The 26,700-nt window shown below is 71.8% G+C and carries 22 protein-coding genes; 5 read left to right on the top strand and 17 right to left on the bottom strand.

The features are described 5' to 3' along the window. Positions 1 to 142: 142 nt before the first annotated feature. From OG202_RS17695 to OG202_RS17635, 13 genes are all read right to left on the bottom strand, one after another. Positions 143 to 1,462: a PP2C family serine/threonine-protein phosphatase gene (locus OG202_RS17695; RefSeq protein ID WP_326582753.1), complete on the bottom strand. Its 1,320-nt coding sequence runs from the start codon at positions 1,460 to 1,462 to the stop codon at positions 143 to 145. Beyond that, entirely contained in the window at positions 1,463 to 4,096 is a 2,634-nt protein-coding gene (locus tag OG202_RS17690) for a serine/threonine-protein kinase (protein ID WP_328223099.1), read from the bottom strand. Next, positions 4,093 to 5,418 carry a hypothetical protein gene (locus tag OG202_RS17685; RefSeq protein ID WP_328223098.1) on the bottom strand — a complete coding sequence of 442 codons (1,326 nt, stop codon included), beginning with the start codon at positions 5,416 to 5,418 and terminating at the stop codon, positions 4,093 to 4,095. The genes OG202_RS17690 and OG202_RS17685 overlap by 4 nt, the downstream gene beginning before the upstream one ends. 66 nt (positions 5,419 to 5,484) lie before the next feature. Next, entirely contained in the window at positions 5,485 to 6,516 is a 1,032-nt protein-coding gene (locus OG202_RS17680; RefSeq protein WP_328223097.1) for a glutamate ABC transporter substrate-binding protein, read from the bottom strand. Between the two features lie 35 nt (positions 6,517 to 6,551). After that, complete coding sequence (locus tag OG202_RS17675; RefSeq protein ID WP_327729681.1) at positions 6,552 to 8,036, bottom strand: hypothetical protein; 1,485 nt, start codon at positions 8,034 to 8,036, stop codon at positions 6,552 to 6,554. Between the two features lie 289 nt (positions 8,037 to 8,325). Further along, positions 8,326 to 9,282, bottom strand: coding sequence for an N-acetylglucosamine kinase (locus OG202_RS17670; protein WP_327732255.1), 957 nt, complete (start codon positions 9,280 to 9,282; stop codon positions 8,326 to 8,328). 104 nt (positions 9,283 to 9,386) lie between these two features. Further along, the gene (locus tag OG202_RS17665) at positions 9,387 to 10,652 is read right to left on the bottom strand and encodes a 6-phospho-beta-glucosidase (protein ID WP_326582758.1); all 1,266 of its coding nucleotides are present in this window, start codon (positions 10,650 to 10,652) and stop codon (positions 9,387 to 9,389) included. A gap of 7 nt (positions 10,653 to 10,659) precedes the next feature. Further along, complete coding sequence (locus tag OG202_RS17660; protein WP_328223096.1) at positions 10,660 to 11,559, bottom strand: carbohydrate ABC transporter permease; 900 nt, start codon at positions 11,557 to 11,559, stop codon at positions 10,660 to 10,662. Continuing rightward, a complete protein-coding gene (locus tag OG202_RS17655) occupies positions 11,559 to 12,500 on the bottom strand; it encodes a carbohydrate ABC transporter permease (RefSeq protein WP_328224684.1) in 942 nt (313 codons plus the stop codon). Before OG202_RS17655 ends, OG202_RS17660 begins: the two co-directional genes overlap by 1 nt. Positions 12,501 to 12,555: 55 nt before the next feature. Next, the gene (locus tag OG202_RS17650) at positions 12,556 to 13,893 is read right to left on the bottom strand and encodes an ABC transporter substrate-binding protein (RefSeq protein WP_327729683.1); all 1,338 of its coding nucleotides are present in this window, start codon (positions 13,891 to 13,893) and stop codon (positions 12,556 to 12,558) included. Positions 13,894 to 14,053: 160 nt separating this feature from the next. Continuing rightward, a complete protein-coding gene (locus OG202_RS17645) occupies positions 14,054 to 15,292 on the bottom strand; it encodes an ROK family transcriptional regulator (protein ID WP_327729684.1) in 1,239 nt (412 codons plus the stop codon). A 167-nt stretch (positions 15,293 to 15,459) separates the two neighbouring features. Beyond that, positions 15,460 to 16,296, bottom strand: coding sequence for a hypothetical protein (locus OG202_RS17640; RefSeq protein ID WP_328223094.1), 837 nt, complete (start codon positions 16,294 to 16,296; stop codon positions 15,460 to 15,462). Between the two features lie 199 nt (positions 16,297 to 16,495). Then, positions 16,496 to 17,032, bottom strand: coding sequence for an HNH endonuclease (locus tag OG202_RS17635; RefSeq protein ID WP_037703166.1), 537 nt, complete (start codon positions 17,030 to 17,032; stop codon positions 16,496 to 16,498). 315 nt (positions 17,033 to 17,347) lie between these two features. Here OG202_RS17635 and OG202_RS17630 point away from each other — a divergent pair, with 315 nt between their 5' ends. Next, the gene (locus tag OG202_RS17630) at positions 17,348 to 18,451 is read left to right on the top strand and encodes a mechanosensitive ion channel family protein (RefSeq protein WP_326582764.1); all 1,104 of its coding nucleotides are present in this window, start codon (positions 17,348 to 17,350) and stop codon (positions 18,449 to 18,451) included. A 134-nt stretch (positions 18,452 to 18,585) separates the two neighbouring features. Here OG202_RS17630 and OG202_RS17625 read toward each other — a convergent pair whose 3' ends face one another. Genes OG202_RS17625 through OG202_RS17615 form a run of 3 tightly spaced genes read right to left on the bottom strand, consistent with a single transcriptional unit; the run spans position 18,586 to position 21,184 of the window. After that, positions 18,586 to 19,944 (bottom strand): ABC transporter permease, encoded by a 1,359-nt coding sequence (locus OG202_RS17625; RefSeq protein WP_326582765.1) that lies wholly within the window; start codon positions 19,942 to 19,944, stop codon positions 18,586 to 18,588. Next, on the bottom strand, positions 19,941 to 20,654 hold the full coding sequence (locus tag OG202_RS17620; protein ID WP_328223091.1) for an ABC transporter ATP-binding protein: 714 nt from the start codon (positions 20,652 to 20,654) through the stop codon (positions 19,941 to 19,943). The genes OG202_RS17625 and OG202_RS17620 overlap by 4 nt, the downstream gene beginning before the upstream one ends. Next, complete coding sequence (locus OG202_RS17615; protein ID WP_326582767.1) at positions 20,651 to 21,184, bottom strand: PadR family transcriptional regulator; 534 nt, start codon at positions 21,182 to 21,184, stop codon at positions 20,651 to 20,653. The genes OG202_RS17620 and OG202_RS17615 overlap by 4 nt, the downstream gene beginning before the upstream one ends. Positions 21,185 to 21,392: 208 nt before the next feature. On the opposite strand from OG202_RS17615, the gene OG202_RS17610 reads away from it, so the two are divergent. The 3 genes from OG202_RS17610 (at position 21,393) to OG202_RS17600 (ending at position 24,198) form a co-directional block, all read left to right on the top strand. Further along, positions 21,393 to 21,629 carry a hypothetical protein gene (locus OG202_RS17610; RefSeq protein ID WP_326582768.1) on the top strand — a complete coding sequence of 79 codons (237 nt, stop codon included), beginning with the start codon at positions 21,393 to 21,395 and terminating at the stop codon, positions 21,627 to 21,629. Beyond that, positions 21,630 to 23,744, top strand: coding sequence for a 4-alpha-glucanotransferase (gene malQ / locus OG202_RS17605; protein ID WP_326582769.1), 2,115 nt, complete (start codon positions 21,630 to 21,632; stop codon positions 23,742 to 23,744). Between the two features lie 202 nt (positions 23,745 to 23,946). After that, positions 23,947 to 24,198: a hypothetical protein gene (locus tag OG202_RS17600; RefSeq protein WP_326585825.1), complete on the top strand. Its 252-nt coding sequence runs from the start codon at positions 23,947 to 23,949 to the stop codon at positions 24,196 to 24,198. Positions 24,199 to 24,317: 119 nt separating this feature from the next. Here the strand turns inward: OG202_RS17600 and OG202_RS17595 are convergent, their stop codons facing one another. Then, positions 24,318 to 24,917 carry a TetR/AcrR family transcriptional regulator gene (locus OG202_RS17595; RefSeq protein WP_328223088.1) on the bottom strand — a complete coding sequence of 200 codons (600 nt, stop codon included), beginning with the start codon at positions 24,915 to 24,917 and terminating at the stop codon, positions 24,318 to 24,320. Positions 24,918 to 25,026: 109 nt separating this feature from the next. Between OG202_RS17595 and OG202_RS17590 the strand changes: the two genes are divergently transcribed. Next, the gene (locus OG202_RS17590) at positions 25,027 to 26,700 is read left to right on the top strand and encodes an FAD-dependent monooxygenase (protein WP_328223087.1); all 1,674 of its coding nucleotides are present in this window, start codon (positions 25,027 to 25,029) and stop codon (positions 26,698 to 26,700) included.

Raw genomic sequence — 26,700 nt, 5'->3', positions numbered from 1 at the left:
GCCTACTCTGATCCCCCTAGCGGCCCCACAGCACGTGGGGTGATGACTGTGCGTGCCTGTACCCGGACCGGTCCCCTCCGGCCCGTCGGCCTTTCCCGTCCGGCCGCCGAGGCGCCCGCGAACACCCCGCCCGCGAGCACCCTCAGGCCGATCCTGCCCCCTGTGGAGGGGCCGGGAACGGCAGGACGGCCACTGTTACGTTGTCGTGGCCACCTCCGTCGAGCGCGTGGCCGGTCAGAACCTGGGCGCAGTGGAGCGGTCGCACGGCCGCGTCCAGGGGCACGGCCTCGGCCATCTCCTCGGCGGCCTCCGCGTAGTTCCACAGTCCGTCGGTGCACACCACCACTACACCCGGCCGGTCCGGTTTGAAGGAAGCGGTGTGCGGCTCCAGTTCGTACGCGTCCGCGCCGAGCCAGCCGGTGATCGCGTGGGCGCGCTCGTCGGCGTACGCCTCGGCCTCGCTCATCAGCCCCGCGGACACCATCTGCGCCGCCCACGAGTCGTCCTCGGTGAGCCGGGCCGGGGGTGCGCTCCGGTCGACGGGGACCCAGTAGGCGCGGCTGTCGCCGACCCAGCCGACGACGAGCAGGCTCGGGGTGACGACGGAGCCGACGATGGTGCACGCCGGCGCGTTCTGGTGCGGGGCGTGCTCCTGGGCCGTCTCCGGCTCCTCCGCCAGGGCGTTGACGGCGCCCGCGGCGGCGATGATCGCGTCGTGCATCGCCTGCTGCGGGTGGGTGCCGCGCGGCAGGGACTCCAGGAGCGTCTCGCCCGCGGCGCGGGCCGCGGCGAGCGAGGCGTCGTCGGGCCGGGTCGCGGAGGACACGCCGTCGCAGACGATCGCCACGACCGCGGGGGAGCCGTCGGGCAGCGCGGTCGAGGAGATCGTGAACGCGTCCTCGTTGCGGTGGTGGCGCAGGCCCCGGTCGCTGACCGCGGCGACCGCGCCCAACTCCTGTTCCATGTGGTCGCGTTCGCGCGGCTGGGCGTGCCCGCAGTTCTCGCAGTAGCCGTCCCGGTCGACATGGCCCGCGCGGCAGGCCACGCACACCTTCGTGCCGGCCGGCGGTGTGGCCAGGTCGGTGGTGCGCGGGTCCGGCGGCTGGGGCGCGGCCAGCGGGTACTCGTCGGGCTCGCGGGGCCGGTCGAACCGTACGCCCCGCCCCGGGCCGGGCAGTTCGCCGCCGCCGGAGTCCGTGCCCGGGATGTCGGTGGGACGGACCACCGGCGGGGGCGTGTCGGAGCTGGGCTCGGAGGCGACGGGCCAGTCCACGGACGCGGACTCGTCGGGCACGTCGCCCGCCGTCCCGTTCAACGTGACGGTCGGCTGGTCCTCCGGCGGCGCGGAGACCGCCGAGAGGTCATGGCCGCACGCACCGCAGAAGCGGTCGTCCGAAGCGAGGGGCCACTCGCAGATCGGGCACTTCGTCAGCGCGGTCGGCTGGGGCATCTGCGACATCAACTACACCCACGTCCGGGGGCGGTAACGGTTGGCTCGTTCCACCAGGCCGATCCTCTCCTCGCCGCCAGGGGCGAGCCGGGCCAGTGTGCGGTACGACCGCTCCAGTCCGAAGCGGAGGCCGCGCTCGTCCAGCGCGCTGCCGAGCAGCACCCGCCCGCCGGCCGGGGGCGCGGCACCCTGGCCCCCGGAGAGTACCCAGTCCAGGGCGCAGCCAAGGACCTCTGTGGACAACTGCTCGCGGCGCACCGCGTCCAGACCGTACCCGCCGAGCGCCTCCACCTGCCCGGCGGCCGCCGTCAGGTCGTCCAGGAACGGCGCGTCCGGCGCCTTCCCGGACGGCGCGGCCCCGGACGACACGGCCCCGGGAGACACGGCCCCGGGAAGCACGGCCCCGGGAGACACGGCTCCGGACCCGAGCGTCGCCTCCGTGCGGTGTCTGAGCCGCGCCCGTACGGCGGCGACCCGGGCGGCGGTGTAGTGGATGGACGCCTCCGGTACGGACTCCAGGGTGTGGACGGCGTTCTGCCGGTCCCCGGCGGTCAGCCGCACCCGGGCGAGCCCGAACGCGCTGCTGACGAAGCTGGGGTCGGTCGTCCACACCAGGCGGTAGTACTCGGCGGCGTTGTCCAGCTGCCCGAGCACCTCGGCGCACAGGCCGAGGGCCAGCTTGGGGGCGGGCTCGCCCGGGAAGGCGTCGTAGATCGCGTCGAAGGACAGAGCGGCGTTCTCGTGGTCGCCGGTGGCCAGCGCGGCCACGCCCCGGTACCAGACCACCCGCCAGTCGTCGGGGTGGTCCCGCTCCAGGGCGTCCAGGGTGGCCAGGGCGATGGTGAACTCGCCCATCTCCAGCCGGGCCCGCAGCTCCCGCAGCCGCAGCTCCAGCGAGCCGCTGGGCGCCGCGTGCAGCGCCGTGATCAGCTCGGTGGGCGCGGAGGCGATGAGCCCCGCCAGGAACCCGGCGTTCGGGTCCCCGGGGTCCACCCGCGGGACGGGCAGCGCGAGGGCCGCGGCGGCGGTGTCGAGTTGCCGGGTGAGTCGGACGGGGACGGCGGCGCCGCCGGCCGGCAGAGCGGCCGTACCGGCAGCCGAACCACCGTTCCTGGCCGTCGGCCTGTCGCGGCGCGTCCCCAGCCGGGACACCTCCCCGTCCAGCTTCGCGAACAACTCCGTGTCCGTGACCTTCACCTCGGGGCCGAAGATCGTCGACATGGCGGGGCGGGCCCGGCCCGTCTGGAGGGAGACGACCTCTCGCAGCACACCCGTCAGCTGCTCCGACATCTCCTGCGCGGAGGCGAACCGGCGGGCCGGGTCGGGGTCGGTGGCACGGACCAGCAGACGGTAGAAGGACTCGTACTGCCGGAAGACCTCGATGTTGTCGGGGTCGGGCAGGGAGTCCACGAAGACGTTCGTGTAGCCCTGGAAGTCGAAGGTGAGGACCGCGAGCGTCCGGGCGACCGTGTACAGGTCGGAGGCCACCGACGGGCCCACGTCGGCGACTTCGGGCGCCTGGTAGCCGACCGTGCCGTAGATGGCCGACTCGTCGTCGTCCATCCTGCGCACCGCGCCCATGTCGATCAGCTTGAGCTGGTCCTCGGTCTGGATCGCGTTGTCGACCTTGAAGTCGCAGTACAGCAGGTTGCGGCTGTGCAGGTGGCCCAGCGCCTCCAGGGCCTCGATGCCGTACGCGCAGGCTTGCTCGACCGGCAGCGGGTCGCGGCGCCCGTCCGGCGTGCGGCGGTCGTTGGCGATCTCCTTGAGGGACTTCCCGCCGACGTACTCCATGACGATGTACCCGTCCAGCGAGCCGGTGCGCTGGTCGAGGTGCTCGACGAAGTTGTAGATGCGGACGATGTTGGAGTGCTCGATCTCGGCGAGGAAGCGGCGCTCGGAGATCGCGGCGGCCATCGCGTCCTGGTCGCCGGTGTCGAGCAGGCCCTTCAGCACGACCCAGCGGTCCGAGACCGCCCGGTCTATGGCCAGGTAGATCCAGCCCAGACCGCCGTGCGCGAGACAGCCCACGACCTCGTACTGGCCGCGCACGATGTCGCCCGAGTGCAGCTTCGGCACGAACGAGTACGGGTGGCCGCACTTGGTGCAGAAGCCCTCCGTGCGCCCCGGCCGCTCACCGCGCGCCCGCCCGACCGGCGCCCCGCAGTCGGAGCGCGAGCAGAACCGCTTGCGCTCGGGTACCTCGGCGGTCTCCAGCACCATCGAGCGCGGGTCGGGACGCGGCACGTCCGGGACCTGGACGAGGCCGACGCCGAGCCGGGCCCGCCCCGAGGAGCCGGCGGTCTTGCCGGAGCTGCGCACCGACACCGAGCGGCCCGTCGTCCTGCCCGACAGGGCACCGATGAGCCGTCCGGAGACCGAGCGCCGGGACTGCGAGGAGCGCGCGGACGTCCGCGAGGAGCGCGAACTGCTGGAACCGGAGCCGCGCGAGCCCCGGCCGCCGCCGGTGATGCCGGTGGGCGGGGAGTTGACCATGCCGCTCGCCGAGACGACCGGCGCCAGACCGCACTCGTCGCAGTACAGCTCGCCGCCGCCCACGTCCTCGTACGATCCCGAGCAGCCGGGACGCTGACACGACTGCTGCGGAGCCTCTTCGCCCGCCGGGCTCTCCTCCGTCTGACTCACGATCCCTCCTCCCTCCGGTCCTGGGGCGCACGCGGGGCCGGTACCGACTGGCCCAGCAGTTCGGCGGCCGCATGCTGATAGCGCAGCACCGCCATTTCGGCGACGCGCAGGTCGCAGGGGGCGCTCCACAGCATGCGGCGCGCCGCGTCGTACCGCTCGACCAGCAGCGAGTCCTCCGCGAAGCCGTGCCGGGCGACCTTCGCCTTGTACGCGTCGAGCCGGCCGCGCAGCTCCGCGCGGACCGCCAGCGGCGCGGTGACCGCCGTCAACGACTCACGGGCGCGCAGCAGTTCGTCGTCCGCCTTCTGCTCCAGGGACTCCAGGAGCGGGGACAGCCGGTGCCACTGCGCGTGTCTGCGGTACTCGGCCGCCATCGCCAGCTGTTCCTGCAGCACCGTCGGCGGGCCGCTCACCACGGGCACCTCGGTCGCGGCGATCTTCGCCAGCACCTCGCCGCGCGCGCTGCGCGCCTCGGCGAGCGTACGGTCCGCGCGGCTGAGCACGTCGCGCAGCTTCATCAGGCGGGCCTCGGCGTCCTGCCGGACCGTCAACACGGCGTCGATCTCCCGCCGCACGTCCTCCAGGGCCCGCGCCTCGCGGTCGTACGTCGTGGTGTCCGGGCGGCCGCCGCCGGGCGCCGAACTGCCCGGCGCGGGGACCCAGAAGGCCAGCGGATCGGAGATGACCTGCTCACGGAGCCGGGTCAGGGTGCGGGTGATCCGCTCCAGGTCGTCGCCGGCCGGGTGCTCGCCGGGGCGTACGCCGACGGAGTGCGCGAGCTGGCGGGTGCGCTGGAGCTCGGCGGCCAGGAGATCGATCCGGGCGGGCAGCGCGGACCACACCGCGTCGGCGGCCACGACCATGTCCAGCGAGGACGCGTACAGGTCGTTCATCCGGTCCACCAGCGTGCTCAGCGAGAACTGTTCGCTGAGCCGGGTCGCGCCCTGCAGCGTCGGCGCGTTCGCCATCGCCGTCGCGGAGCCGGCGACCGTGACGGCCTCGCCGCGCAGCAGTTCGGTCAGCTCCACCAGGTCCTCACGGCTGGACCAGCGGCGCCGGGAACGGATCTCCCGGGCGGAGCGCAGCGCGTCCGAGTACGCGTCGAAGTACGCCCACAGCAGCGTGATCGACGCCTCCGCGGAGGTCCAGCGCTCCTTGGTGACGCCGGTCAGTTCGGCGCCTTCGAGCAGCCTGCGGCCCGCGTGGTCCTGAAGGGCGAGCAGCGAGGTCTCGATGGCCTCGTGCTCCGCGCCGAGCCGCGCGAGCGCACGGTCCACCTCGTCCCGGTCCATCACCGGCCCGGTGGATCCCGCCACGCCCATCGATCACCTCTCGCTGCTGTCGGTGTCCGTCAGTTGACTGCGGCCCTGTACGTCGATTCCCGTGTCTCAGTCCCTGTACCGCTGGTCGGCCGGCGGCCGGGAGCTCGCCGAGTCATCGCCGAGCGTCGCGGACAGCCACTTGGTGTACGAGTCCTGCCAGCCGTCCTTGAGATAGTCCACCAGCACCTGGTTCACCCGGCGTACCAGATCGTCCGCCTTGAGGTTCATCGCCACGCCGTAGTACTCGGTGGTGAACGGCTCGCCCTTCAGATCGACGGTCGGGTCCTGGGCCGCCTGGCTCGCGGCGAGGGCGCCGTCGGTGATCACGGCGTCGACCTCGCCGAGCTGGAGCCTCACCAGGCAGTCGAGTTGGTTGGGGACGGGCGGATAGATGACGGCGGACGACACGAGGGCACCCTTGTCCTTGTCGGCCGTCAGCCTCTTCCACGCGGTGGAAGTGGCCGCTGTGCAGATCTTCTTCTTCGCCAGCGTCTTGTCGTAGCCCTCGATCGTCGAGGACTTGGGCGCCAGCAACTGCTGGCCCGTCTTGAAGTACGGCTGGGAGAAGGCGACGTCGTTCATGCGGTCACAGTTGATCGTCATGGTGCGGACCACCATGTCGACCTGCTTGGACTGGATCGCCTTGACGCGCTGGTTCGTGGGAACCGCCCGGAAGCGGACCTTCGTCCGGTCGCCCAGGATCTCCTCGGCGATGCGATGCGCGAGGTCGATGTCGAAGCCCTCCAACTCGGCGTCCGCGGCCGTGTTGTTCGGGTCGCGATACCCCCAGCGGTAGCTGTTCTGGTCGATGCCGATCCTGAGATAGCCACGGTTCTCGATCTCGGTGATCGTCGTGCCGGACTCGTCCCCGGAGGGGCTCAGGCTCTGGTCCTGGGAGGTGGCGTCGTCGCAGTCGTCCGCCCGCGCCTGGATGCCGTGGGCGACGCCCTGGCCGCCGGCGCCCGTGGTGCCGTCGCCGCGTGTCCCGCTCACCGGCAGCACCAGGGCGAAGACCACGGTCAGGGCGCAGAGGACCGCCATCGTGCCCACGCCGCCCCAGCCCCTGAGACCGGCCCGCAGGCGTCGTACCGCATTCATCGCGACCCCTTCCACCGTGTCTCCTCCCGCCGTCGTCACCGGTACTCCGAAAGCCTGCGTCCGATGCCCAGCACCGCGCCCGCCGCGCCCAGCACCGCCAGTACCGCGGCACCCACGGGGAGTCCGAGCATCGCGTCGCGGCCGCCCTGGGCCGCCCGCTCGAACTCCTTCGCCTCGTACCTGCTCGCGATGCCCAGGTTCCTGTCGACCTCGTCGAAGCACTCGCCGGTCGGCTTGTCACCGTTCTCGCAGTCGGGTCGGGACTCGCCACCGATCACCTGGTCGAGAGCGCACTGGTAGTCGCCCTTGTCGTCGGCGTCGCGGGCGCTCTCGTGCCGGTCCAGCCACGCCTCCATGCCGGCGCCGGCGGCCTTCACGGGCTGCTCGCCGCTGGCGTCGTCGGCCAGTCGCTCGGCGGCGGCCAGGTGCTTCTTGAGCCCGGCCATCTCCACCTTGAACTCGTTGTCGAACTCGTCCACGACCTCGGGCTTGCCGTCGACCTCGACCGTGGTGGTCTGCGCTCCCCGGCTGATCAGCGTCAGGTTCTCGTTGCCGCGGGCGGTGAGGGAGGCGATGCGCGCGTCGTTCAGGACGGTCAGTGACCGCACGCCGTGTTCGTAGGAGTCGTTCAGCCCCGAGCGGGCGACGGTGTGACCGCCTGCCAGCCACAGCAGGACGACGGTCGAGGCGGCCGTCGCCGCGACGAGACCGTGGTTCAACACCCGGTTCGTACGCTGGTAGTTACGGCGCTGGGCCCAGACGAGGCCGCCGATGGCGAGGACTCCGAGACCGATCGCGGCCCACGGATACGACGTGGCGTCCGCGTAGTCGTCGCGCAGCCGTGCGTTCTCGTTGTCGTAGACCTTCTTCGCCTTCAGGAGCATGTCGTCCTGCATCTTGTCGTTCGCATAGCGCAGGTACGCGCCCCCCAGCGGGTAGCCCAGCCGGTTGTTGGCGCGGGCGCGCTCCACCAGGCCCTTGTACTCCGGCAGCAGGGCGTTCAGTTGCGAGACGAGCTTCTCGGACTCCGAGCCGGGCTCCGAGGCCGAGGCGGCGACGGAGAGATTCCTGGCGGCGTTCTCGATCTCCTCCTCGTATCTCTCGCGCGAGTCCTTCGTCTCCTGGCCCCCCGCGAGAAAGCCGCTGGAGGCCGCCGTGTTGGCGTCGGCCAGGGAACTGTAGATCTCGGCCGCGGCCGAGCTGAGCGGCTGGCTGCCGTGGAGTACGTCGTCGGCGGCGGCCGAGCGGTCGTTCATCTGCCAGGCGGTGACGGAGCCGAACGCGACGACCAGGAGGGCGAGGACGGCACCGATGATGCGCAGCCGGCCGGGCTCGGTCGTCGCGGCGGCGCGCACTTGGTCGACGCCCTCCGCGAACGCGGTGCGGCGGGGCGGGCCGCCGTCCGGGGCCGGGGGCGGGACGGGGGGCCTCGGCGTGTGTGTGGCCTGCGGCGGCACGACGGGGCCCGGGCCCGCGGGTGGTGCCGTCGGTGCCGCGCTGCCCTCCGGCGTGAATGTCACCTGACCTCCCCCTGGTCATCCGTCCGTCACTTCCGCCCGCTCGTGCGGACAGAGGTGCACGGCCGCAAGTATCGCCGTCGGGACTGACCTCGCACAGACCTTGACTCGATCTTGTTCCCCGATCGTGTCCGTACGTGCTGTGCCCGTCGCATTCCGGCGCAGCACAAGGCTTCCCCCACCACCCCCTGCCCATGAATACGCGCTCCGATCGGGTTCGGTTCCCTGGGGGTTCGAACGCGTTCGGGGGGGAGGTGCGGGGGAGGTGCGGAGGGTGGTGCGGGGAGCCGGGTCACGCTCCTTCGTAATGCGCCCGCACGCGCGCGTGCGCGCTCCTGGGCGCGCCCACGTGGTCGAGGCCGAGCAGCGCCGCGCCCAGCACCGGGGCGGCCGTGACCACCCGGGGGACGGCCTTGGGCGCGGCGGCCGCCAATGACTCGCGGACCCGGGCGTCGAGGAGGGGATGCCGGGCGGCGAGGACACCGCCGCCGAGCAGGACGGGGGTCTCCTCGCCGAGGAGGTCCAGGCGGGTCAGGGCCACCGTCGCCATGGCCACCACCTCCTCGGCCATGCGGTCCACCAGGGAGCGGGCCACCGGGTCGCCGGCGGTCGCCGTGGCGAAGAGGACCGGGGTGAGTTCGTGGCGGCGGACGGCCGGGATGTGCTCCAGATGCAGGGCCTCGACCAGGGCGTACACGGAGTCCAGGCCGAAGTGCGCGGGCAGTGCGTCGGCGAGGGCCGTGGGACCGCCCCGGCCGTCCTCCGCGCGGGCCGCGTGCCACATCGCCTCCTCGGCGAGGCCCCAACCGCCGCCCCAGTCACCGGAGATGCGTCCCAGCGCCGGGAAACGGGCGGTGCGGCCGTCGGGGCGCATGCCGACACAGTTGACGCCGGCGCCGCACACCACGGCCACGCCCCGGGGTTCGGCCACGCCCGCCCGCAGGATCGCGAAGGTGTCGTTGCGGACCTCGACGGTCGTGCCCCACCCGCGCGTGCGCAACGCCGCCGCCAGTTCCTCCTCCTCCACGGGGAAGTCGGCGTTGGCCAGACACGCCGAGACATGGTCCACCGAGCCGACCCCCGCCTCGGCGAAGGCCTGCCGTACGACCTCCGCGAGGCCGTCGACGGCCGGCGTCACGCCCACGGCCGGCGGCTGGAACCCGCCGCCGCGCGCCGCGCCCAGCACCTCCCCGTCCGGCGCGATCACGGCGACGTCGGTCTTGCTGTTGCCCGCGTCGACGGCGAGCACGCTCCCGCGCCCGCCGTCACGCCCGCGCACGCCCGCGCCCGGATCGGGGTGGGTGCCCGCGGTCGAACTCCCGCGCACGCCGTCGCTCACGCCCACGCCGTCGCTCACGCCCACGCGAGGTGCTCCCGGTTGTGCGCGATCAGCCGGTCCGTGAGGGCCTCGGCGTACTCGTACTGCCCGATCAGGGGATGGGAGAGCAGCGCCCGGAACACCCGGTCCCGGCCGCCGCGCAGGGCCGCGTCGAGAGCCAGGTCCTCGTACGCGGTCACGTGCGCCATCAGGCCCGCGTACAGCGGGTCCACGGTCGGCACCGGCAGCGGTGCCGCGCCCTGCGCACCGACGGCCGCCTGCACCTCGATCACCGCGTCGGCGGGCAGGAACGGCAGCGTGCCGTGGTTGAGGGTGTTCACCACCTGGTACGGGCTGCCCCCGTCGCCCAGCAGCGACGCGGCCAGGTCGACGGCCGCCTCCGAGTAGAAGGCCCCGCCGCGCTTGGCGAGCAGCGCGGGCTTCTCGTCGAGGGCCGGGTCGGCGTACATCTGAAGCAACTGCCGCTCCATCGCGGCCACCTCGGCGGCCCGCGACGGTTTCGTACGCAGCTCGCGTACGACCTCGTCGTGGGCGTAGTAGTAGCGCAGGTAGTAGGAGGGGACCACACCGAGGCGGTCCAGGACGGGGCGGGGCAGGCGCAGGTCGGCGGCGATGGTGTCGCCGTGGTCGGCCAGCAGCTTCGGCAGGACGTCCTCGCCGGAGGGGCCGCCGAGGCGGACCCCGGTCTCCCAGGTGAGGTGGTTGAGGCCCACGTGGTCGAGGTGGACCTCGGACGGGGGCACACCCAGGTGCGCGGCGAACTTCCGTTGCAGGCCGATCGCCACATTGCAGAGGCCGACGGCCTTGTGACCGGCCCGGAGCAGGGCGCGGGTCACGATCCCCACCGGGTTGGTGAAGTCGATGATCCAGGCGTCCGGATTGGTACGGCGGACCCGTTCGGCGATGTCCAGGACGACCGGGACCGTGCGCAGCGCCTTGGCCAGGCCGCCCGCGCCGGTCGTCTCCTGGCCGACGCAGCCGCACTCCAGCGGCCAGGTCTCGTCCTGCTCGCGGGCGGCCTGGCCGCCGATGCGGAGCTGGAGGAGGACGGCGTCGGCGCCCTCGACCCCCTGGTCCAGGTCGCCGGTGGTGACGATCCGCCCGGGGTGCCCTTGGCGGGCGAAGATACGGCGGGCCAGGCCGCCGACCAGCTCCAGCCGGTCGGCGGCCGGATCGACGAGCACCAGCTCCTCGATCGGCAGCGTGTCCCTGAGCCGGGCGAACCCGTCGACGAGTTCGGGTGTGTAGGTCGACCCTCCGCCGACCACGGTGAGCTTCATAGCTGTATCAACCCTTTACTCCGGTCAGGGTGACGCCTTCGACGAACGCCTTCTGAGCGAAGAAGAACACGAGGATCACGGGGGCCATGACCAGGACGGTCGCGGCCATGGTCAGGTTCCAGTCGGTGTGGTGCGCGCCCTTGAAGGACTCCAGGCCGTAACTCAGTGTCCAGGCCGCGGGGTTCTCGGAGGCGTAGATCTGCGGGCCGAAGTAGTCGTTCCAGGCGTAGAAGAACTGGAAGAGGGCGACGGCGGCGATGCCCGGCTTGGCCATCGGCAGGACGACCCGCAGCAGGGTGCGCAGTTCGCCGCAGCCGTCGACCCGGGCCGCGTCCAGGTACTCGTTCGGGATGGTCATCAGGAACTGGCGGAGGAGGAAGATGGAGAACGCGTCCCCGAACGCCATCGGGATGATCAGCGGCCACAGTGAGCCGGACAGGTCCATCTGCTTGGCCCAGAACAGGTACATCGGGATCACGACGACCTGCGGCGGCAGCATCATCATCGAGATGACCAGCATCAGCGCCAGATTGCGGCCCCGGAAGCGGAACTTGGCCAGCGCGTACGCCACCGGGATCGACGACACCACGGTGAGGACGGTGCCGAGGCCGGCGTAGATCAGGGTGTTCTTCCACCAGGTCAGGAAGCCGGGGGTGTCGAGGACCTGCCGGTAGTTGCCCCACTCCCAGGTGTCCGGGACCAGATCGCGGGTGAGCGCCTGCTGGTCGCCCATCAGCGAGGTCAGCACGACGAACACGAAGGGCAGGGTGAAGAAGAGCGCGGCGGCCACACCCAGGGAGTGGACGGCGATCCACTCCAGCAGGGCCCGGCGGCGGGCGGTCCGCTCGCTGTCCCGGGCGGCGACCGACGCCACGGGCCGGTCGCGTACATCGAGTACCTGGGTCATCAGTCACCCGCTCCGATCAGTCCGCCCCGGCGCCGCATCAGCAGCGCGGTGAACACCATCGACAGGGCGAACAGCACGAGGGCGACCACACAGGCGGAGCCGTAGTCGAAGCGCTGGAAGCCGAGGTTGTAGACGAGCTGGGGCAGCGTCAGGGTCGACTTGTCCGGGTAGCCCGGCTCGAACTGCTGGCCGGAGCCGCCGATGATGCCGGAGGCGACCTTCCCGGCCACCAGGGGCTGCGTGTAGTACTGCATGGTCTGGATCACTCCCGTGACCACGGCGAACATTACGATCGGCGAGATGCTCGGCAGCGTCACGAACCGGAAGCGCTGCCAGGCCGACGCCCCGTCCAGCTCGGCGGCCTCGTACTGCTCCTTCGGCACGTCGAGCAGCGCGGCCATGAAGATGACCATCAGGTCGCCCACGCCCCACAGCGCGAGCGCGGTGAGCGCCGGCTTGGACCAGGCGGGGTCCGTGAACCAGCCGGGCGTCGGCAGCCCCAGCCCGTCGAGGACGGAGTTGACCGGCCCGGTCCCGGGGTTGAGGAGGAAGACGAAGGCGAGGGTCGCGGCCACCGGCGGGGCCAGGTAGGGCAGGTAGAAGAGGGTGCGGAAGACGCCCGCGCCGGTCTTGATCTTGGTGATCAGCAGGCCGACGCCGAGCCCGAACAGCACCCGGCAGGCCACCATCACGAGGACCAGCCAGAGTGTGTTGCGCAGGGCCGGCCAGAACAGCGGGTAGTCGTCGAAGACGTAGGACCAGTTGCCCAGGCCGCGGAAGACCGGTGTACCGAAGCCGTCGTACTTCATCAGCGAGAAGTACACGGTGGACACCAGCGGATAGGCGAAGAAGACGCCGAACCCGATCAGCCAGGGTGACAGGAAGGCCGCCGTCCGAAGCGCCGACCGGCGGCGCTTCGAACGGAGCGTGTGCGTGGACACGAGGGACACACGCGGGGAGTGCGTGGACATCGGACGGATCCCGTTTCCCGTCCCGCTACTTCGCCTGCGCGATGTCGGTGTCGATCTGCGCCGCGGTCTTCTCCAGGCCCTTCCGCAGGTCCGTCACCTTGCCGGACTCGTACTGGTAGCCGAAGTCCTGGAGCGTCGTCTGGTACGTGGAGCCGTTGATGGAGGCCGGCGGGGTGTTCGAGTGCGTGTTCTGGGCGATGTCCAGGAAGGTCTGGAAGCCCTCGTCCACCTTCAGGTCGGGCGACTTCAGGGCGGCGAACGTGGACGGCACGTTGTGGATGGCGTTGGCGAAGGAGACGACGGCCTCGGTGTCGGTCGTCAGGTACTTCACCAGCTCCCAGGCCGCGTTCTGCTTCTCGCTCTGCGGGGCGATACCGATGATCGTGCCGGAGAGGAAGCCCTTGCCGTACTCGTCGACCTCGTCGTCGGCCACGGGCATCGGCGCGGTGCCGATCTCGAAGTCGGTCCCGGCGTCCTTCGCCATCCCGAGCCGCCACTCGCCGTCCAGCTGCATGGCCACCTGGCCGGTCTGGAACGGGTGCTTGGCCCCCCACTCGTCACCGAAGGTGTTCCGGTACTTCTCCAGCTTCGCGAAGCCGCCGAGCGAGTCCACCAGGCTCTTCTGGTACGTGAACATCTCCGCGAACGCCGGGTCCTCGGAGATGTTCGACTTGCCCTCGGAGTCGAAGTACGCGTGGTCCCACTGCGACATGTAGTGGTCCACGACGGTCTCGTAGCCGTGGTAGTTCGGCATGAACCCGAGCTGCGCGTAGCCGTCGCCCTTGGTCTTGGTCAGCTTCTTCGCGACCTTCGCGAACTCCGACCACGTCTTCGGCGGCGACTTGATGCCCGCCTCCCGATACGCGTCCTTGTTGTAGTACAGCCCGTACGCGTCACCCAGCAGCGGCAGCGCGCACCGGGTGCCCTCGAACTGCGTGTAGTCCAGCATCGGCTTCGGGATGATCTTGTCGAGGTCGAGCTTCGACTTCTCGATGAAGGGCTTCAGATCGAGGAACGCCCCGGACGAGCAGAACTTGCCGATGTTCGAGGTCGTGAACGACGACACCACGTCCGGCCCGTTCGAACCGCCCGCCCGCAGCGCCTGGTTGAGCTTGTCGTCGTTGATGTTCCCGACGACCTTCACCGTGATGTTCGGGTGCTCCTTCTCGAACCGGTCCACGTTCGCCTGGATCGCCTTCACCTCACCGGGCGCGCTCCAGCCGTGCCAGAAGGTGATCGTCGTCCTGGCGTCCGGGTCGTCGGAGGCGGCGCTGTCGGCCTGACCGGTACAGGCGGTGGTGAGGAGGGAGAGGGAGGCGGTGACGGCGAGCGCGATCGCCGCTTTCTTGGATATTCCGGGCATGGCGAGGTCTCCTGAGGGAGGGATGGGGTGTTGAGAGAGGAAGGGGCGCGCCCGGAAAACCTCAGGGGCGCGGGGCTGTGTCGATGTGCGGCTCCGCCGCGTGGGCGCGACCAGCCACGAACGGTCGACAGTTTTCAAGCGGCCTGTGAAGCGGCCGAATTCAGCGGAGCGTCAGCGTGTTGAAGACTTCGTCACGGGTCGCGGCGAGCGCACTCTCCAACGCCCCCCGCAGCACAGGGTGTTCACGTACGTCACCGAGAACGAGCCGGGGCCTGGACGCGGCCAGCTCCGCCAACTCGGCCTCGACGAGCGCCCGCAGCGGCTCACCGCCGGCGGTCAGCGCCGTACCGCTGAGGACGACCAGCTCGGGGTCGAGTACGGCGACGAGCGAGGCGATACCCGTGGCGAGCCCGGTGGCGTAGGTGGCCAGGAGTCGTCGGTGGGGCCCGGAGTCGACAGCGGCGGCGGCCTGGGCGACGAGCGCCGCCGCGACCTCGGCGTACGGCCCCTGCGGCACCGGAGAGATCCCCAGCTCACGGGCGAGCCGGGGAATGATCTGCGAACCGGCGAGTTCCTGGAAACCCCCGCTGTTCGCCTTGGTCACCTGGCGGACCAGTGGCACCCCGGGGACGGGCAGGAACCCGACCTCCCCGGCACCCCCGGTGAACCCCCGGTGCAGCCGTCCGCCCAGGACGACCGCGGCGCCGAGACCGCCCTCGTTCCACAGCAGGACGAAGTCGTCGTGGCCCCTGGCCGCGCCCAGCCGTTGTTCGGCCAGCGCGGCGAGGTTCACGTCGTTCTCGTACTCCACCGGCATCGGCAGCGCGGCGGCGAGTTCGTCGAGGAGAGCGGGGGAGTGCCAGCCGGGCAGGTGTGAGGCGTACCGCAGCCGCCCGGTGTTGGGGTCGAAGGCGCCGGGGGTGCCGATGACCGCCCGGCGCACGTCGGACCGGACGAGTCCGGCGGCCTTGACCGCCCCGTCGAGGGCGGTGGTGACCTGCCGTACGACGGGTTCGGCGGGGCGTCGTCCGGGGGTGGGGACGGCGTGCTCGCCGACCGTGCGGCCGGTGAGGTCGGCGACGGCGGCCAGGACCCGTTCGGGGGTGACGTCGACGCCGGCGGCGTACGCGGCGGTCGGATCGACCGTGTAGAGCTGGGCGTTGGGGCCGGGTCGGCCCGCGCCGGAGTCGCTCGCGCCGGTGCCGGACCCGTCCGTGCCGGTGCCCGTGGCGATCACGAGTCCGGCGGCTTCGAGGCGGGCCAGAAGCTGCGAGGCGGTCGGCTTGGACAGCCCGGTCAGCTTGCCGAGCCGCGTCCGGGAGAGCGGTCCGTGCTCGAGCAGCAGATCGAGCGCGGCGCGGTCGTTCATGGCGCGCAGCACTTGCGGGGTTCCTGCCATGTGTACGCCACCTGCCCAACTGTTAGGAAAGTTTCCTGTCGGATGCCAGGACGATAGGACTAGACCAGATGGGCGTCAATATCCGGCCAACAAAAACCGCCCCCGGGCAACGGAGTCGTTACCTGGGGGCGGTGCCCGCGACGCGCGGGAGGCGGTGCTACGTCACATCACTTCACGTCGACGTAGTCCGCCGCGGACGTCTTCGCGGCGGTGGTGGACGTACCGGCGAACGTGTACCGGTACGAGCCGTCCTTCGACGCCTTCACGGTGGTGGTCAGGGCTCCGCCCGTGCCGGAGGTCACCGTCTTCACGTCCGTGTAGGCGGTGGCGCCCTTGGCCTTGAACTGGAGGGTGACCTTCTGGCCCTTGTAGGCGGTGTAGCTCCGCTTGGCCCAGTCGGCACGGGTGAGGCTGCCCTTGACGGTCAGGGTCTTGCCCTTGACGACCGGCTCAGGGGTGGCGTTGACGGTGAGCTTGGCGATCCGCTGCAGCTTGGCCGTGCCGAGGCCGCCCCACAGGTCGTAGCCGTTCTCGAAGCTGATGTGGTCGTCGGAGTCGTCGTTGTCCACCGAGATGTGTCCGTAGAAGGCGCCGGCCTTCCAGGTGGTGGCGTCCGCGGCGCCCATCAGCTGCTCACGCGGGTCTACGGTGAGTACCGTCGTGCACGACTCGGTCACCGTGGTGTCCGTCGTCGTGGTCGGGGTGCACTTGGGCGCCCTGGAGAGAGCCTCCAGCCCGTTGTCGGGGTCCGTGAGCCTGCCGCGGTACAGGACGATGCCCAGGAAGTTCGTCTCGTAGTCGATGGCGAAGTCCGACGGGCGGGTGAAGCTGTACGTGACCGGAACGGTCACCGTGGCCTTGGTGCCGACCGCGATCGGCTTGCCCTTGTTCACCGTGACGGCACCGAAGGTCAGCTCGGGCGAGTCGGCCAGCGCGGCGGGCGCGGCCAGACCGGTGAGAGCCAGGGCGCCGGACATGACGGCACCTATGGCGAGCTTGCGCATGAGTCCCCACATTCGAAGCGGGCCCCTGGGCATGGCGCTCCAGAACAAGGGCCCACCGTTGGGGTGACACTAGGCGATCATGTGTGTGGGGGGAACGCGGGGCACCTGTGAAGACGGTAACGAATGCGCAGGTCAACCGGATGTGGGCGTTCCGGGTGCCCCGTGACGGGGGCACCCGGCCATACAAAAACCCGGACCGTCAGGCGGAGATGCCGTCGATCCGGGCCATCGCGTCGTCCGCGCCGAACGGCTGCAGGTAGGGCAGCCAACGCGGGTCCCTATGGCCGGTGCCGATGATGCGCCAGGCCAGCCCGGTGGGCGGGGCGGGTTTGTGGCGCAGGCGCCAGCCGATCTCGACGAGATGGCGGTCGGCCTTCACATGGTTGCAGCGGCGGCACGACGCGACGACGTTGTCCCAGACGTGTTTGCCCCCGCGACTGCGCGGGATGACGTGGTCGACGCTGGTTGCGACGCCACCGCAGTACATGCACCGGCCCCCGTCGCGGGCGAACAGCGCCCGACGGGTCAGAGGAACGGGCCCCCGATAGGGGACCCGGACGAATCGCTTGAGCCGGACCACGCTGGGTGCGGGGACTGTGACGGTCGCGCTGTGCAGGTAGGCGCCGGATTCTTCCAGGGAGACGGCCTTGTTCTCCAGGACGAGGACGAGCGCGCGGCGGAGCGGTACGACGCCGAGCGGCTCGTACGACGCGTTGAGGACCAGGACGTGCGGCACGGATGCCTCCTTGTACGCCGGCGGCGCGTGGCTCGCGCCGTGGACGATCCGTAGTCAGTCTCCCCTCATGCCTGGTGGAAGCGCCACCATGTCCCGGTAACGGGCTGGGAGTGTTTTCGACCACACCCTGATTCATCCCCCACGGTGTGCGCCCTTCACTCCCTGGTGAGCGCCTTGTCTCCCTCGAACATGGCGACGACCTCCACACAATGCCCCGTTAGTGTGGTGACCCTGCCCGTCCGGTGACCTTTCCGTGATCCGATCGATCTTGACCGCCGTACCGGAGGGCGGATAACGCACCTGGAGGTACCCGCCGTGTCGCCCGTTTCTTCCCTGCCCCTCCTACTGGCCGCCGCCGCGCCGTCGCCGTCCCCCTCGGAGACGTCGACGACACCGGCCGTGCCGTCGCTGGAGGATGCCCAGGAGAGCGCGACCAACGCCGCCAGCTGGGTGGAGGAGAACTGGTCCACATGGCTGGCCATCGGTCTCCGCGTCCTGCTGATCGTGGTGATAGCGGCGGTGCTGAGAGTGTTCGTCCGGCGGGCGATCACCAAGCTCATAGACCGGATGAACCGCTCCGTCCCGGGCGTCGAGGGCGGCACCCTCGGCGGTCTGCTCGTCAACGTCGAGCGCCGCCGCCAGCGCTCCCAGGCCATCGGCTCGGTGCTGCGCTCGGTGGCGTCCTTCCTCATCCTGGGCACCGCCGCCCTGATGGTCCTCGCCACCTTCGAGATCAACCTGGCCCCGCTGCTGGCCTCCGCCGGTGTCGCGGGCGTCGCCATCGGTTTCGGCGCCCGGAACCTGGTCACGGACTTCCTCTCCGGCGTCTTCATGATCCTGGAGGACCAGTACGGCGTCGGCGACACCGTCGACGCGGGCGTCGCCTCCGGCGAGGTCATCGAGGTCGGCCTGCGCGTCACCAAGCTGCGCGGCGACAACGGCGAGATCTGGTACGTCCGCAACGGCGAGGTCAAGCGCATCGGCAACCTCTCCCAGGGCTGGGCGACGGCCGGCGTCGACGTCACCGTCCGCTACGACGAGGACCTCGACAAGGTCCGCCGCACCCTCGTGGAGGTCGGCGAGGCGATGAGCAAGGAGGAGCCCTGGAACGAGCTCCTCTGGGGCCCGATCGAGGTCCTCGGCCTCGACGACGTCCTCCTGGATTCGATGGTCGTCCGCGTCACCGCCAAGACCATGCCCGGCAAGGCCCTCACCGTCGAGCGCGAGCTGCGCTGGCGCATCAAGAAGGCCTTCGACGCCGCCGACATCCGCATCGTCGGCGGCGCCGTGGCCCTCGCGGGCGACGACACGGACACCGACCCGACGGCGGGCATGTCACCCCCGTCGGCCTACGCGTCCACGACGTCGCCGCAGTCGGAGCGGGCTACGCCGATCGCGCCTTCGGGGGTGCCGAAGTAGCGCGAGGGCGCGTACGCGGTTGTGCGGAGCAGTGGGGGCGCCCGGAGAAATCCGGGCGCCCCCACTGCTCCGCTCGCACCTTCCGGCGGCCCAGGAGCACCCCCGTGTCCCCTGGGACGCCAGGTCTTGAGGCCCTACGCGTACCGCAGTTCCGTCGGACGCACCGATCGGCGCAGCAGCGGCAGCGAGGTGGCTGCCGCCAGCAGACAGGCCCCGTACACCGCGAGGGGGACGAGCAGTGCCCCGAGCGGCAGGATCGAGACGCCGCCCACGGCCAGGGCGTACCAGCCGGCGATCGCCGTGCCCCCGACCCCGGCCACCAGCATCGACGGCGCCAGCGGCAGCGCGGTCTCCAGCAGCAGGGCACGCCCCAGCACCTCGTACGGCACCCCGGCGGCGACCTGCGCGGCCAGGCCCCGGCGGCGGGTGAAGAGCGACTCGGCGGTGCCGACGGCCAGCCCGAAGAGGGTGATGGCGAAACCGACGAGGATCGCGGCGGCCACCAGGTTCAGTCCGGTGACGTAGAAGGACGCCCTCTCGGCGAGGTTGTCGGTGCTGTTCACCACCGTGAGCAGTCCCTGCCGTATGCCGATGAACCCGCTGCCCACGACGGTTCCCATGAGGACGGCCGCGTGGGTGCGGGCCGAGGCCCACGGGTCGTCGCGCAGCCGCTCGGCGGCGATCAGTACCGCCGGGGTCTCGGCGCGCGCGGCGACCAGCCGGCCGGTGAGCTTCGAGGCCGTGCCCGAGAGCCACACCGCGCCCGCGCCCACCGCGAGCAGCGCGCCGGAGACGGTCAGCGGGGCGTAACTGGGCGAACGGTCAGGCATGTCGCGGTTGGTGTTGGCGACGAAGAGCAGCGCCCCGAGCACCACCAGCGCCACCGCGCCCAGGAACACCCACCCGGGCCCACGGCCCGACTGCGGCCGCACCCGGCGCACCCAGCCCAGCGGAGAGGCCACCACCCGGCGTAGCGCCAGCGCACTCGCGACCGCGCCCAGCGCCGGTACCCCCAACGCCACCAGGGCGATGCCGACCCAGGCCAGCGCGGGCGGGGTCCACGCGCTCAGCAGAAGCAGCACGAAGAAGACCGTGACGACCAGGGAGCCGACCAGACAGGCCGCTGCCGTCTCCAGCGCCGCGATCCTGCGTACCTGGGGCGCCGACGCCCCGGCCAGCCGCAGCCCGGCCAGTCGCCGGTCGCGGTGCACGGCACCGACACGGGTGCACTGACCGAGGAGCCCGAGCACCGGGACCAGCAGGAGCAGCAGGGTGAGGATCACCCCGGAGCGCTCGCCGGGGTGATTCAGCAGACCGTTGCCGAACCGCACGCTGTACTGGCCCTCCAGCGAGGCCAGTGCGGCCGCCGCCATGCCGAAGCCGGTGGCCAGGGCCGCCCCGAGGGCCGTCAGCGACACCCGCCACCACTCGCGCCGGTCGGAGCCCCGGGTCAGCAGCAGGGCGAGGCGCACGTCGTTCGCCAGCGCGCTCACCGGGACACCTCCAGCGCCGCGTCGGCCTCGGAGGCCACGACCCCGTCCTTCAGCGTGACCTCGCGGTCCGCGTACGCCGCGGTCTGCGCGTCGTGCGTGATCAGCAGCACCGCCGTACCGGACTCCCGGGCCGTGTGCGTCAGCGCCGCCATCACCTGCTCGCTCGCCAGCGAGTCCAGCGCCCCGGTCGGCTCGTCCGCGAACACCACCTTCGGCGCGGTCACCAGCGCCCGCGCCAGCGACACCCGCTGCGTCTGGCCGCCGCTCATCTCCCCGGGCCGCTGCTCCTCCTGCCCACTCACGCCGAACCGCTCCAGCCACTCACCGGCCCGCTCCCGCGCCTCCGTGCGGGCCGTGCCGGCCAGCAGCAGCGGCAGTGCGACATTGTCGACGGCCGTCAGCTCCGGTATCAGCTGCCCGAACTGGAAGACGACCCCGAAGTCCGTCCGGCGCAACTCGCTCAGCTCCTTCTCGGGGAGCTGGTCGAGCCGCTTCCCGGCATACGCCACCGAGCCCTCGTCCGGCCGCACGATCCCCGCGAGACAGTGCAGCAACGTGGACTTCCCGCTGCCGCTGGCCCCCGTGACGGCGAGGATCTCGCCCTCGCGCAGCTCCAGCGAGGCGCCGCGCAGCGCCCGCGTCCTGCCGTGCTCCTTGACGAGACCGCGGGCCGCGAGCAGCGGCACGGGGCTGGCGTTCTTCTCGTTCATGCTGTGTCGACCTCCGCGGTCAGGGTGGTCAGCCGGGCCGCGGTGGTGTTCATCCAGCGGAGATCGGCGTCGAGATGGTTGAGGGCGTAGTCCGCCGCGAGGACGGTCGAGAGATCGGCTCCCGGCGCGGTCTTCACGGCCGTCAGCTCCCGCATCCGCGTCATATGCGCGGTGCGCTGCGCCCGTAGGTAGGCGGCCGGATCGCCGTCGGCGAGGATCGAGACGACCAGCTTGGCGAAGATCTCGTTCGTCACGAACGGCGCGGGCGGTGTGATCTCCCCGGCCCACTTGGCCAGTTCGCGCGCCCCCTCGCCCGTCGAGCGGTACATCGTCCGCTCCGGGCCGCTGTCCGCCTCGGTGCCGTCGACCTGGGCGAGTCCGTCGCGGACCAGCCGCTGCAGGGTCGTGTAGACCTGCCCGTAGGCCAGCGGACGGGCCTGCGGGAAGCGTTCGTCGTGCCGTCGCTTGAGGTCGTAGCCATGGCTCGGCCCACCGGCGAGCAGCCCCAGCAGGATGTGGCGGGTGCTCATGGAGATCAGTATGCACTGAGTATATGTACTGAGTGAATAGCGAGGGGAACAGTGAGCGGGAAACCGGTGATGATCGGGAAATCGGCCCGGCGTCGAAGTGAACAACACCACGATGTCCGCCCACCCACGTCTGCGGCGGCGCCCGCTGGGTAGGGCTGGAGTACCCCGGACCCGCATCCCATCGCCGTACGACGACAAGGAGGCCCCCGTGGCCGCACCGGCTCACCTTCCGACCCAGGCCCGCTCCAAACGCGAGGCGCAGCCCTTCGAGCTCCATGAGCCCCATGTCTGCGTCTTCAGCTCCGAGGGCCCCTGCGCCGACGTCCCCCTGACCAGCGAGCCCCCGCTCCCCGACGCCGAACCCCTCACCAGCGAGCCGCCTCTCACCGACGCGGCCCCCCTCACCAGCGAACCCACGTCCCACGGCGCCGCATCGGGGGTCTAGATGCCACCACACCCGGCCGACTCCGGTGAGCCGTCACCGGAGAGACCACTGGCCCGGCTCGCCGCCCTGCACGGCGTCGCCACCTCCTACAGCCCCTCCCCGGACCGTGCGGTCGCGGCCTCGGACGACGCCGTCGTGGCCGTGCTCGCCGCGCTGGACGTCGACGCGAGCACCCCCGAGGCCGTGGGCGCCGCCCTCGCGGCACGTGAACGGCAACGGGGCGAACGGCTGTTGCCGCCGACCGTGGTCCACTGGACCGACGGCGAGCCCCCCGCCGCGCTGACCGCCCTCCCGGACGGCACCCGGCTGCGCATCGAGACCGAGCAGGGCGAACTCCGCTCCACCGTCGAGAAGCTGCCCCCGGGCGTGCACGCCCTGCGCGCCACGGCCCCCGACGGCCGCACCGCCGAGGCCCACCTCGTCGTGGCCCCGGCCCGGCTGCCCGTCCCGCCCGGCCGCACGTACGGCCTCCTCGTCCAGCTCTACTCCCTCCTCTCGCAGCGCAGCTGGGGCATGGGCGACCTCGGCGACCTCGCCGAACTCACCGCCTGGGCCGGCCGCGCCCTCGGCGCCGGATTCGTCCAGGTCAACCCGCTGCACGCGGCCGTCCCCGGCGTGCCCACCGACCCCTCCCCGTACCGCCCCTCCTCCCGCCGCTATCCCGACCCGGTCCACCTGCGCGTGGAGGACGTACCGGAGTACCCGTACGCCCTCTCCGCCGCCGCCTCGTCCCCCGACGACCGCGACCGCGTCGGCGCGCTGCTGGAGCGGGCCGCGCGCCTGCGGGACTCCGTCCTGTCCAAGGGCGAGCTGATCGACCGGGACGCGGTGTGGGACCTCAAACGCGAGGCCCTGGAACTGGTTCGCGCCGTACCGCTCGGCCCCGGGCGGCGGGCCGCGTACTGGGACTTCCTCGCCGAGGAGGGCGAGGCCCTGGAGGACCACGCCACCTGGTGCGCGCTCGCCGAGGTCCACGGCTCCGACTGGCAGCGCTGGCCGACGGGCCTGCGCGACCCGCGCTCGGCCGAGACGGCCCGCGCCCGGGGCGAGTTGATGGACCGGGTCGACTTCCACACCCGCCTGGCGTGGCTGACCGACGCCCAGCTCGGCACCGCGCAACGCTCCGCGCGCGACGCGGGCATGCCGATCGGCCTGGTGCACGATCTGGCCGTCGGCGTCCACCCCGGCGGCGCCGACGCCTGGGCCCAGCAGGAGTACTTCGCGGCCGGCATGTCGATCGGCGCGCCCCCCGACGCCTTCAACTCCCGCGGCCAGGACTGGGGCCTGCCCCCCTGGCGCCCGGACCGCCTCGCCGAGAACGGCTACGCCCCCTACCGCCGCCTCCTGCGCGCCCTCCTCCGCCACGCGGGCGCCCTCCGCATCGACCACGTCATGGGCCTGTTCCGCCTCTGGTGGGTCCCGCAGGGCCAGGCCCCCACCGAGGGCACCTACGTCCGCTACGACGCCGACGCCATGCTCGCGATCCTGGTCCTGGAGGCCTCACGGGCCGGCGCCCTGGTGATCGGCGAGGACCTGGGCACGGTCGAGCCCGGCGTGCGCGAGGCCCTCGACGCCCGCGGTGTCCTGGGCACGTCCGTCCTCTGGTTCGAACGCGACTGGGAGGGCACGGGCCGCCCGCTCCCGCCCGAACGCTGGCGCGCGAACTGCCTCGCCACCGCCACCACCCATGACCTCCCGCCCACCGCCTCCCGGCTGACCTGCGACCACGTCGACCTCCGCCACGGTCTGGGCCTGCTCACCCGTTCGCTGGCCGAGGAGCGCGCCGAGGCCGCCGCCGACGCGGGCGAATGGCTGGCCCTCCTGGCCAGGCTGGGCCTGTTGGACGGTGCCGGCGGAGGCATCTCCACCACCTCCGAGGAGGACCGGATCCAGGCCCTCCACCGCTTCCTGCTCCGCACCCCCGCCCGCATGGTCGGCCTCTGGCTCCCCGACACCCTCGGCGACCGCCGCCCCCAGAACCTCCCCGGCACGTGGGACCAGTACCCGAACTGGCGCCTGCCGATCGCCGACGCGACGGGGCGCCCGGTGACGCTGGAGGACCTGGCGGCGTCACCTCGGCTGTACGCGTTGGTGGAGGTGCTGAGGGGCGCGTGAGAGCTCGGGGGTGGGGGGACCAGGCCCCCGCGCCCCTGAGAAGCATGGGCTGCAACCCCTGCTTTTCAGGGGCGCGGGGAACTGCGCGACCAGCCACGAACGACCCGCACCCGCCGACGCACTCCGCACCCCCGAGCTGTTAGGCGCCCCCGGCCGCGCGGAGCCCACCCGCGTTCGTTACCTTTAGCGCGTGGACAAGAAGGTGGACAAGAAGAACGCCCTGCGCGCCGGCGCCCTGGCTGCCGGTACGACGCTGATGATGCTGCTCATGTCGTCCCCCGCGCTCGCGGTGACGCCCGACGACGGCGACGACCCGGGTCCGGGCCTCAGCGTGTTCGAGACGCTCGGCCTCTTCGTCGTGGCGCCGCTCGCGCTGTTCGCGGTGATCGCCGGTCTGGTGATGGTCCTGGACGGGTCGACGGACCGTCAGCCGAAGGCCAAGGCGAAGGCCTGACCGCCTCCGCTCCGCCTTTCTCGACGCTTTCCATCGAGGGCACCCTTCGCGCAGCTGTGCGCCGGGGGTGCCCTCGGCGTGTCCCGGGGCGGCCGTCGCCGCTGTGACCGTGCGTCGGCTCAGGGGTACGGCGTCGGGTACGGCGCCGTGAGATACCGCTGCACCGTCGGCCCCAGCCACTCCACGATCTCCTCGCGGCTCAGCGCGACCGCCGGCGGGAACCGCAGGATGTAACGCGCCAGAGCCATCCCCAGCACCTGTGACGCACACAGCGCCGCCCGGGTCGAGGCCTGCTCGGGGTCGGGGCACACCTGCCGGGCGAGCGGCAGCAACTGGTCCCGGAACACGCTCTGCATCCGCTCGGCGCCCGCCTGGTTGGTGGCGCCGACCCGGAGCATCGCCGTGAGCACCTCGTTCTCCTCCCAGAGGCCGAGGAAGTGGTTCACCAGCACCCGGCCCACGTCCCGCACGTCGAACGCGGTCGGGTCCGGCAGCCGCAGGTCGACGTCGAGCGCCGCGGCGTACAGCCCCTCCTTCGAGCCGTAGTACCGCATGACCATCGACGGATCGATCCGCGCGTCCTTGGCGATCGCCCGGATGGTGGCCCGGTCGTAGCCGTCGGCCGCGAACCGCTCGCGCGCGGCCAGCAGGATCGCGTGCCGGGTGGCGTCGGAGCGGCGGGCCGCTTTCGCGGGAGTCGAGGGTTCCGTATCCGTCATGCCAACAAACGTAGGCCAACACTTGTTGACAGTCCAGTGGTGCATCTCTACGTTGACAACAGGCGTTGGCCAACAAACGTTGACCAACATGTGTTGGCAGGAGGCCGCCATGAACGGCGAGAACGGCGAGCACGGCGAGAACGGCAGGCACGGCAAGCGGAGCAAGCGCGGCACCACCCCTCACGCCCGTGACGCTCATGACCTTCAGGGCGCTCAGGACGCTCAGGACTTCCAAGACGTCATCGTCGTGGGGGCGGGTCCCACCGGCCTGCTGCTGGCAGGCGACCTCGCCGCCGCAGGCATCCCGGTCACGCTCGTCGAGAAGCGCCGGCACCGGATCAGCAACCTCTCGCGGGCCTTCGTCGTGCACGCACGCACCCTGGAGCAGCTCGACGCCCGAGGCCTCGCCGACGACCTGGAGGGCAGGGGGCAGACCCTCGACCGCCTCAACCTCTTCGGGCGTCTCGCCGTGCGCCTCGACACCCTCCCCTCCCGCTTCAACCACTTGCTGGTGATCCCGCAGTACGAGGTGGAGAAGGTCCTGGAGCGGCGGGCGGTGGAGGCCGGGGTGCGGTTCCGGTACGAGACGGAGGTGACGGCGATCGACCAGGGCCAGAGGCAAGAACAAGGCCAGGGGCAAGAACAAGACCAGGGTGAGGGCCCGGGTCCGGGCGTCGTCACGGTCCGCGTGCGGACGGCGGACGGGGGGACGGAGCGGCTGACCGCCGCGTACGTCGTCGGGACGGACGGGCACCGCAGTGCGGTCCGCGAGGCGATCGGGTTGCCGTTCCCGGGGAGGTCGGTCATCCGTTCCGTGGTCCTCGCGGACGTGCGGCTCGACGAGAAGCCGGCCCAGGTGCTGACCGCGAACGCCGTCGGTGACGCCTTCGCCTTCATCGCCCCCTTCGGCGACGGCTACTACCGGATCATCGGCTGGCACCGCGGTCGTGACGTCCCCGACAGTGAGCCGCTCGATCTCGACGAGGTCAGGGAGATCACCCGGCTCGCGCTCGGCCGCGACTACGGCATGCGCGAGGCTCGCTGGATGTCCCGCTTCCACAGCGACGAGCGCCAGGCCCCCGCGTACCGGGTGGGCCGGGTCTTCCTGGCCGGGGACGCCGCCCACGTCCACACCCCGGCCGGCGGGCAGGGCATGAACACCGGTCTCCAGGACGCCGCGAACCTCGGCTGGAAGCTCGCCGCCGTCCTGGGCGGCCACGCGGACCCCGCTCTCCTCGACACCTACGAGGCCGAACGCCACCCCGTCGGCAGGTCCGTCCTCCGCAGCAGCGGCGGCATCGTCCGCCTCGCCATGGCCAAGTCCCCCTGGACCCTGGCGCTCCGCGCCGCCCTCACCACCCTCGTCAACCACCTCCCCCCGGCCCGCGCCCGCGCGATCGGCCAAATCACCGGCATCGGCTACACGTACGCGGCACCACGCGGCGCCCACCGCCTGGTCGGCACCCGCGTCCCGGACGTCACCCTCACCACCGGCCGCCTCTACGAGTCCCTGCGCGGCGGCCGCTTCGTCCTCATCACCCCGCGGAACGCCCCGCAGGGCCCTGCGGCCTCGTACGACACCGGGTCCCCGTCCCGTAAGGGCCGCCTCGTCGTGGAGACCTGGGCGAGCGACCGCCGCACGACCGTCCTCGTGCGCCCGGACGGCTACGTGGCCTGGGCGACGGACGGAACGGAGCGCGCGGAGAAGGGGGAGAAGGGTGGGGATGCCCCGACGGTCGAGGCCGCGTTGACGGCGTGGCTGGGCGCCGGTGCCGCGTCCTAG

Source organism: Streptomyces sp. NBC_00310 (genome assembly GCF_036208085.1).
GTDB lineage: Bacteria > Actinomycetota > Actinomycetes > Streptomycetales > Streptomycetaceae > Streptomyces.
Note: the sequence above shows the minus strand (reverse complement) of the source record. Positions and strands in the feature narration are given on the sequence as shown.

What these genes read in the sequence shown, in the direction of transcription:
- OG202_RS17685 (WP_328223098.1), bottom strand. Translation starts at nt 5,418, where the DNA reads ATGGGCGTGGCGGGATCCACCGGGCCGGTGATGGACCGGGACGAGGTG.
- OG202_RS17680 (WP_328223097.1), bottom strand. Translation starts at nt 6,516, where the DNA reads ATGAATGCGGTACGACGCCTGCGGGCCGGTCTCAGGGGCTGGGGCGGC.
- OG202_RS17665 (WP_326582758.1), bottom strand. Translation starts at nt 10,652, where the DNA reads ATGAAGCTCACCGTGGTCGGCGGAGGGTCGACCTACACACCCGAACTC.
- OG202_RS17660 (WP_328223096.1), bottom strand. Translation starts at nt 11,559, where the DNA reads ATGACCCAGGTACTCGATGTACGCGACCGGCCCGTGGCGTCGGTCGCC.
- OG202_RS17650 (WP_327729683.1), bottom strand. Translation starts at nt 13,893, where the DNA reads ATGCCCGGAATATCCAAGAAAGCGGCGATCGCGCTCGCCGTCACCGCC.
- OG202_RS17645 (WP_327729684.1), bottom strand. Translation starts at nt 15,292, where the DNA reads ATGGCAGGAACCCCGCAAGTGCTGCGCGCCATGAACGACCGCGCCGCG.
- OG202_RS17640 (WP_328223094.1), bottom strand. Translation starts at nt 16,296, where the DNA reads ATGCGCAAGCTCGCCATAGGTGCCGTCATGTCCGGCGCCCTGGCTCTC.
- OG202_RS17620 (WP_328223091.1), bottom strand. Translation starts at nt 20,654, where the DNA reads ATGAACGAGAAGAACGCCAGCCCCGTGCCGCTGCTCGCGGCCCGCGGT.
- OG202_RS17615 (WP_326582767.1), bottom strand. Translation starts at nt 21,184, where the DNA reads ATGAGCACCCGCCACATCCTGCTGGGGCTGCTCGCCGGTGGGCCGAGC.
- malQ (WP_326582769.1), top strand. Translation starts at nt 21,630, where the DNA reads ATGCCACCACACCCGGCCGACTCCGGTGAGCCGTCACCGGAGAGACCA.
- OG202_RS17595 (WP_328223088.1), bottom strand. Translation starts at nt 24,917, where the DNA reads ATGACGGATACGGAACCCTCGACTCCCGCGAAAGCGGCCCGCCGCTCC.
- OG202_RS17590 (WP_328223087.1), top strand. Translation starts at nt 25,027, where the DNA reads ATGAACGGCGAGAACGGCGAGCACGGCGAGAACGGCAGGCACGGCAAG.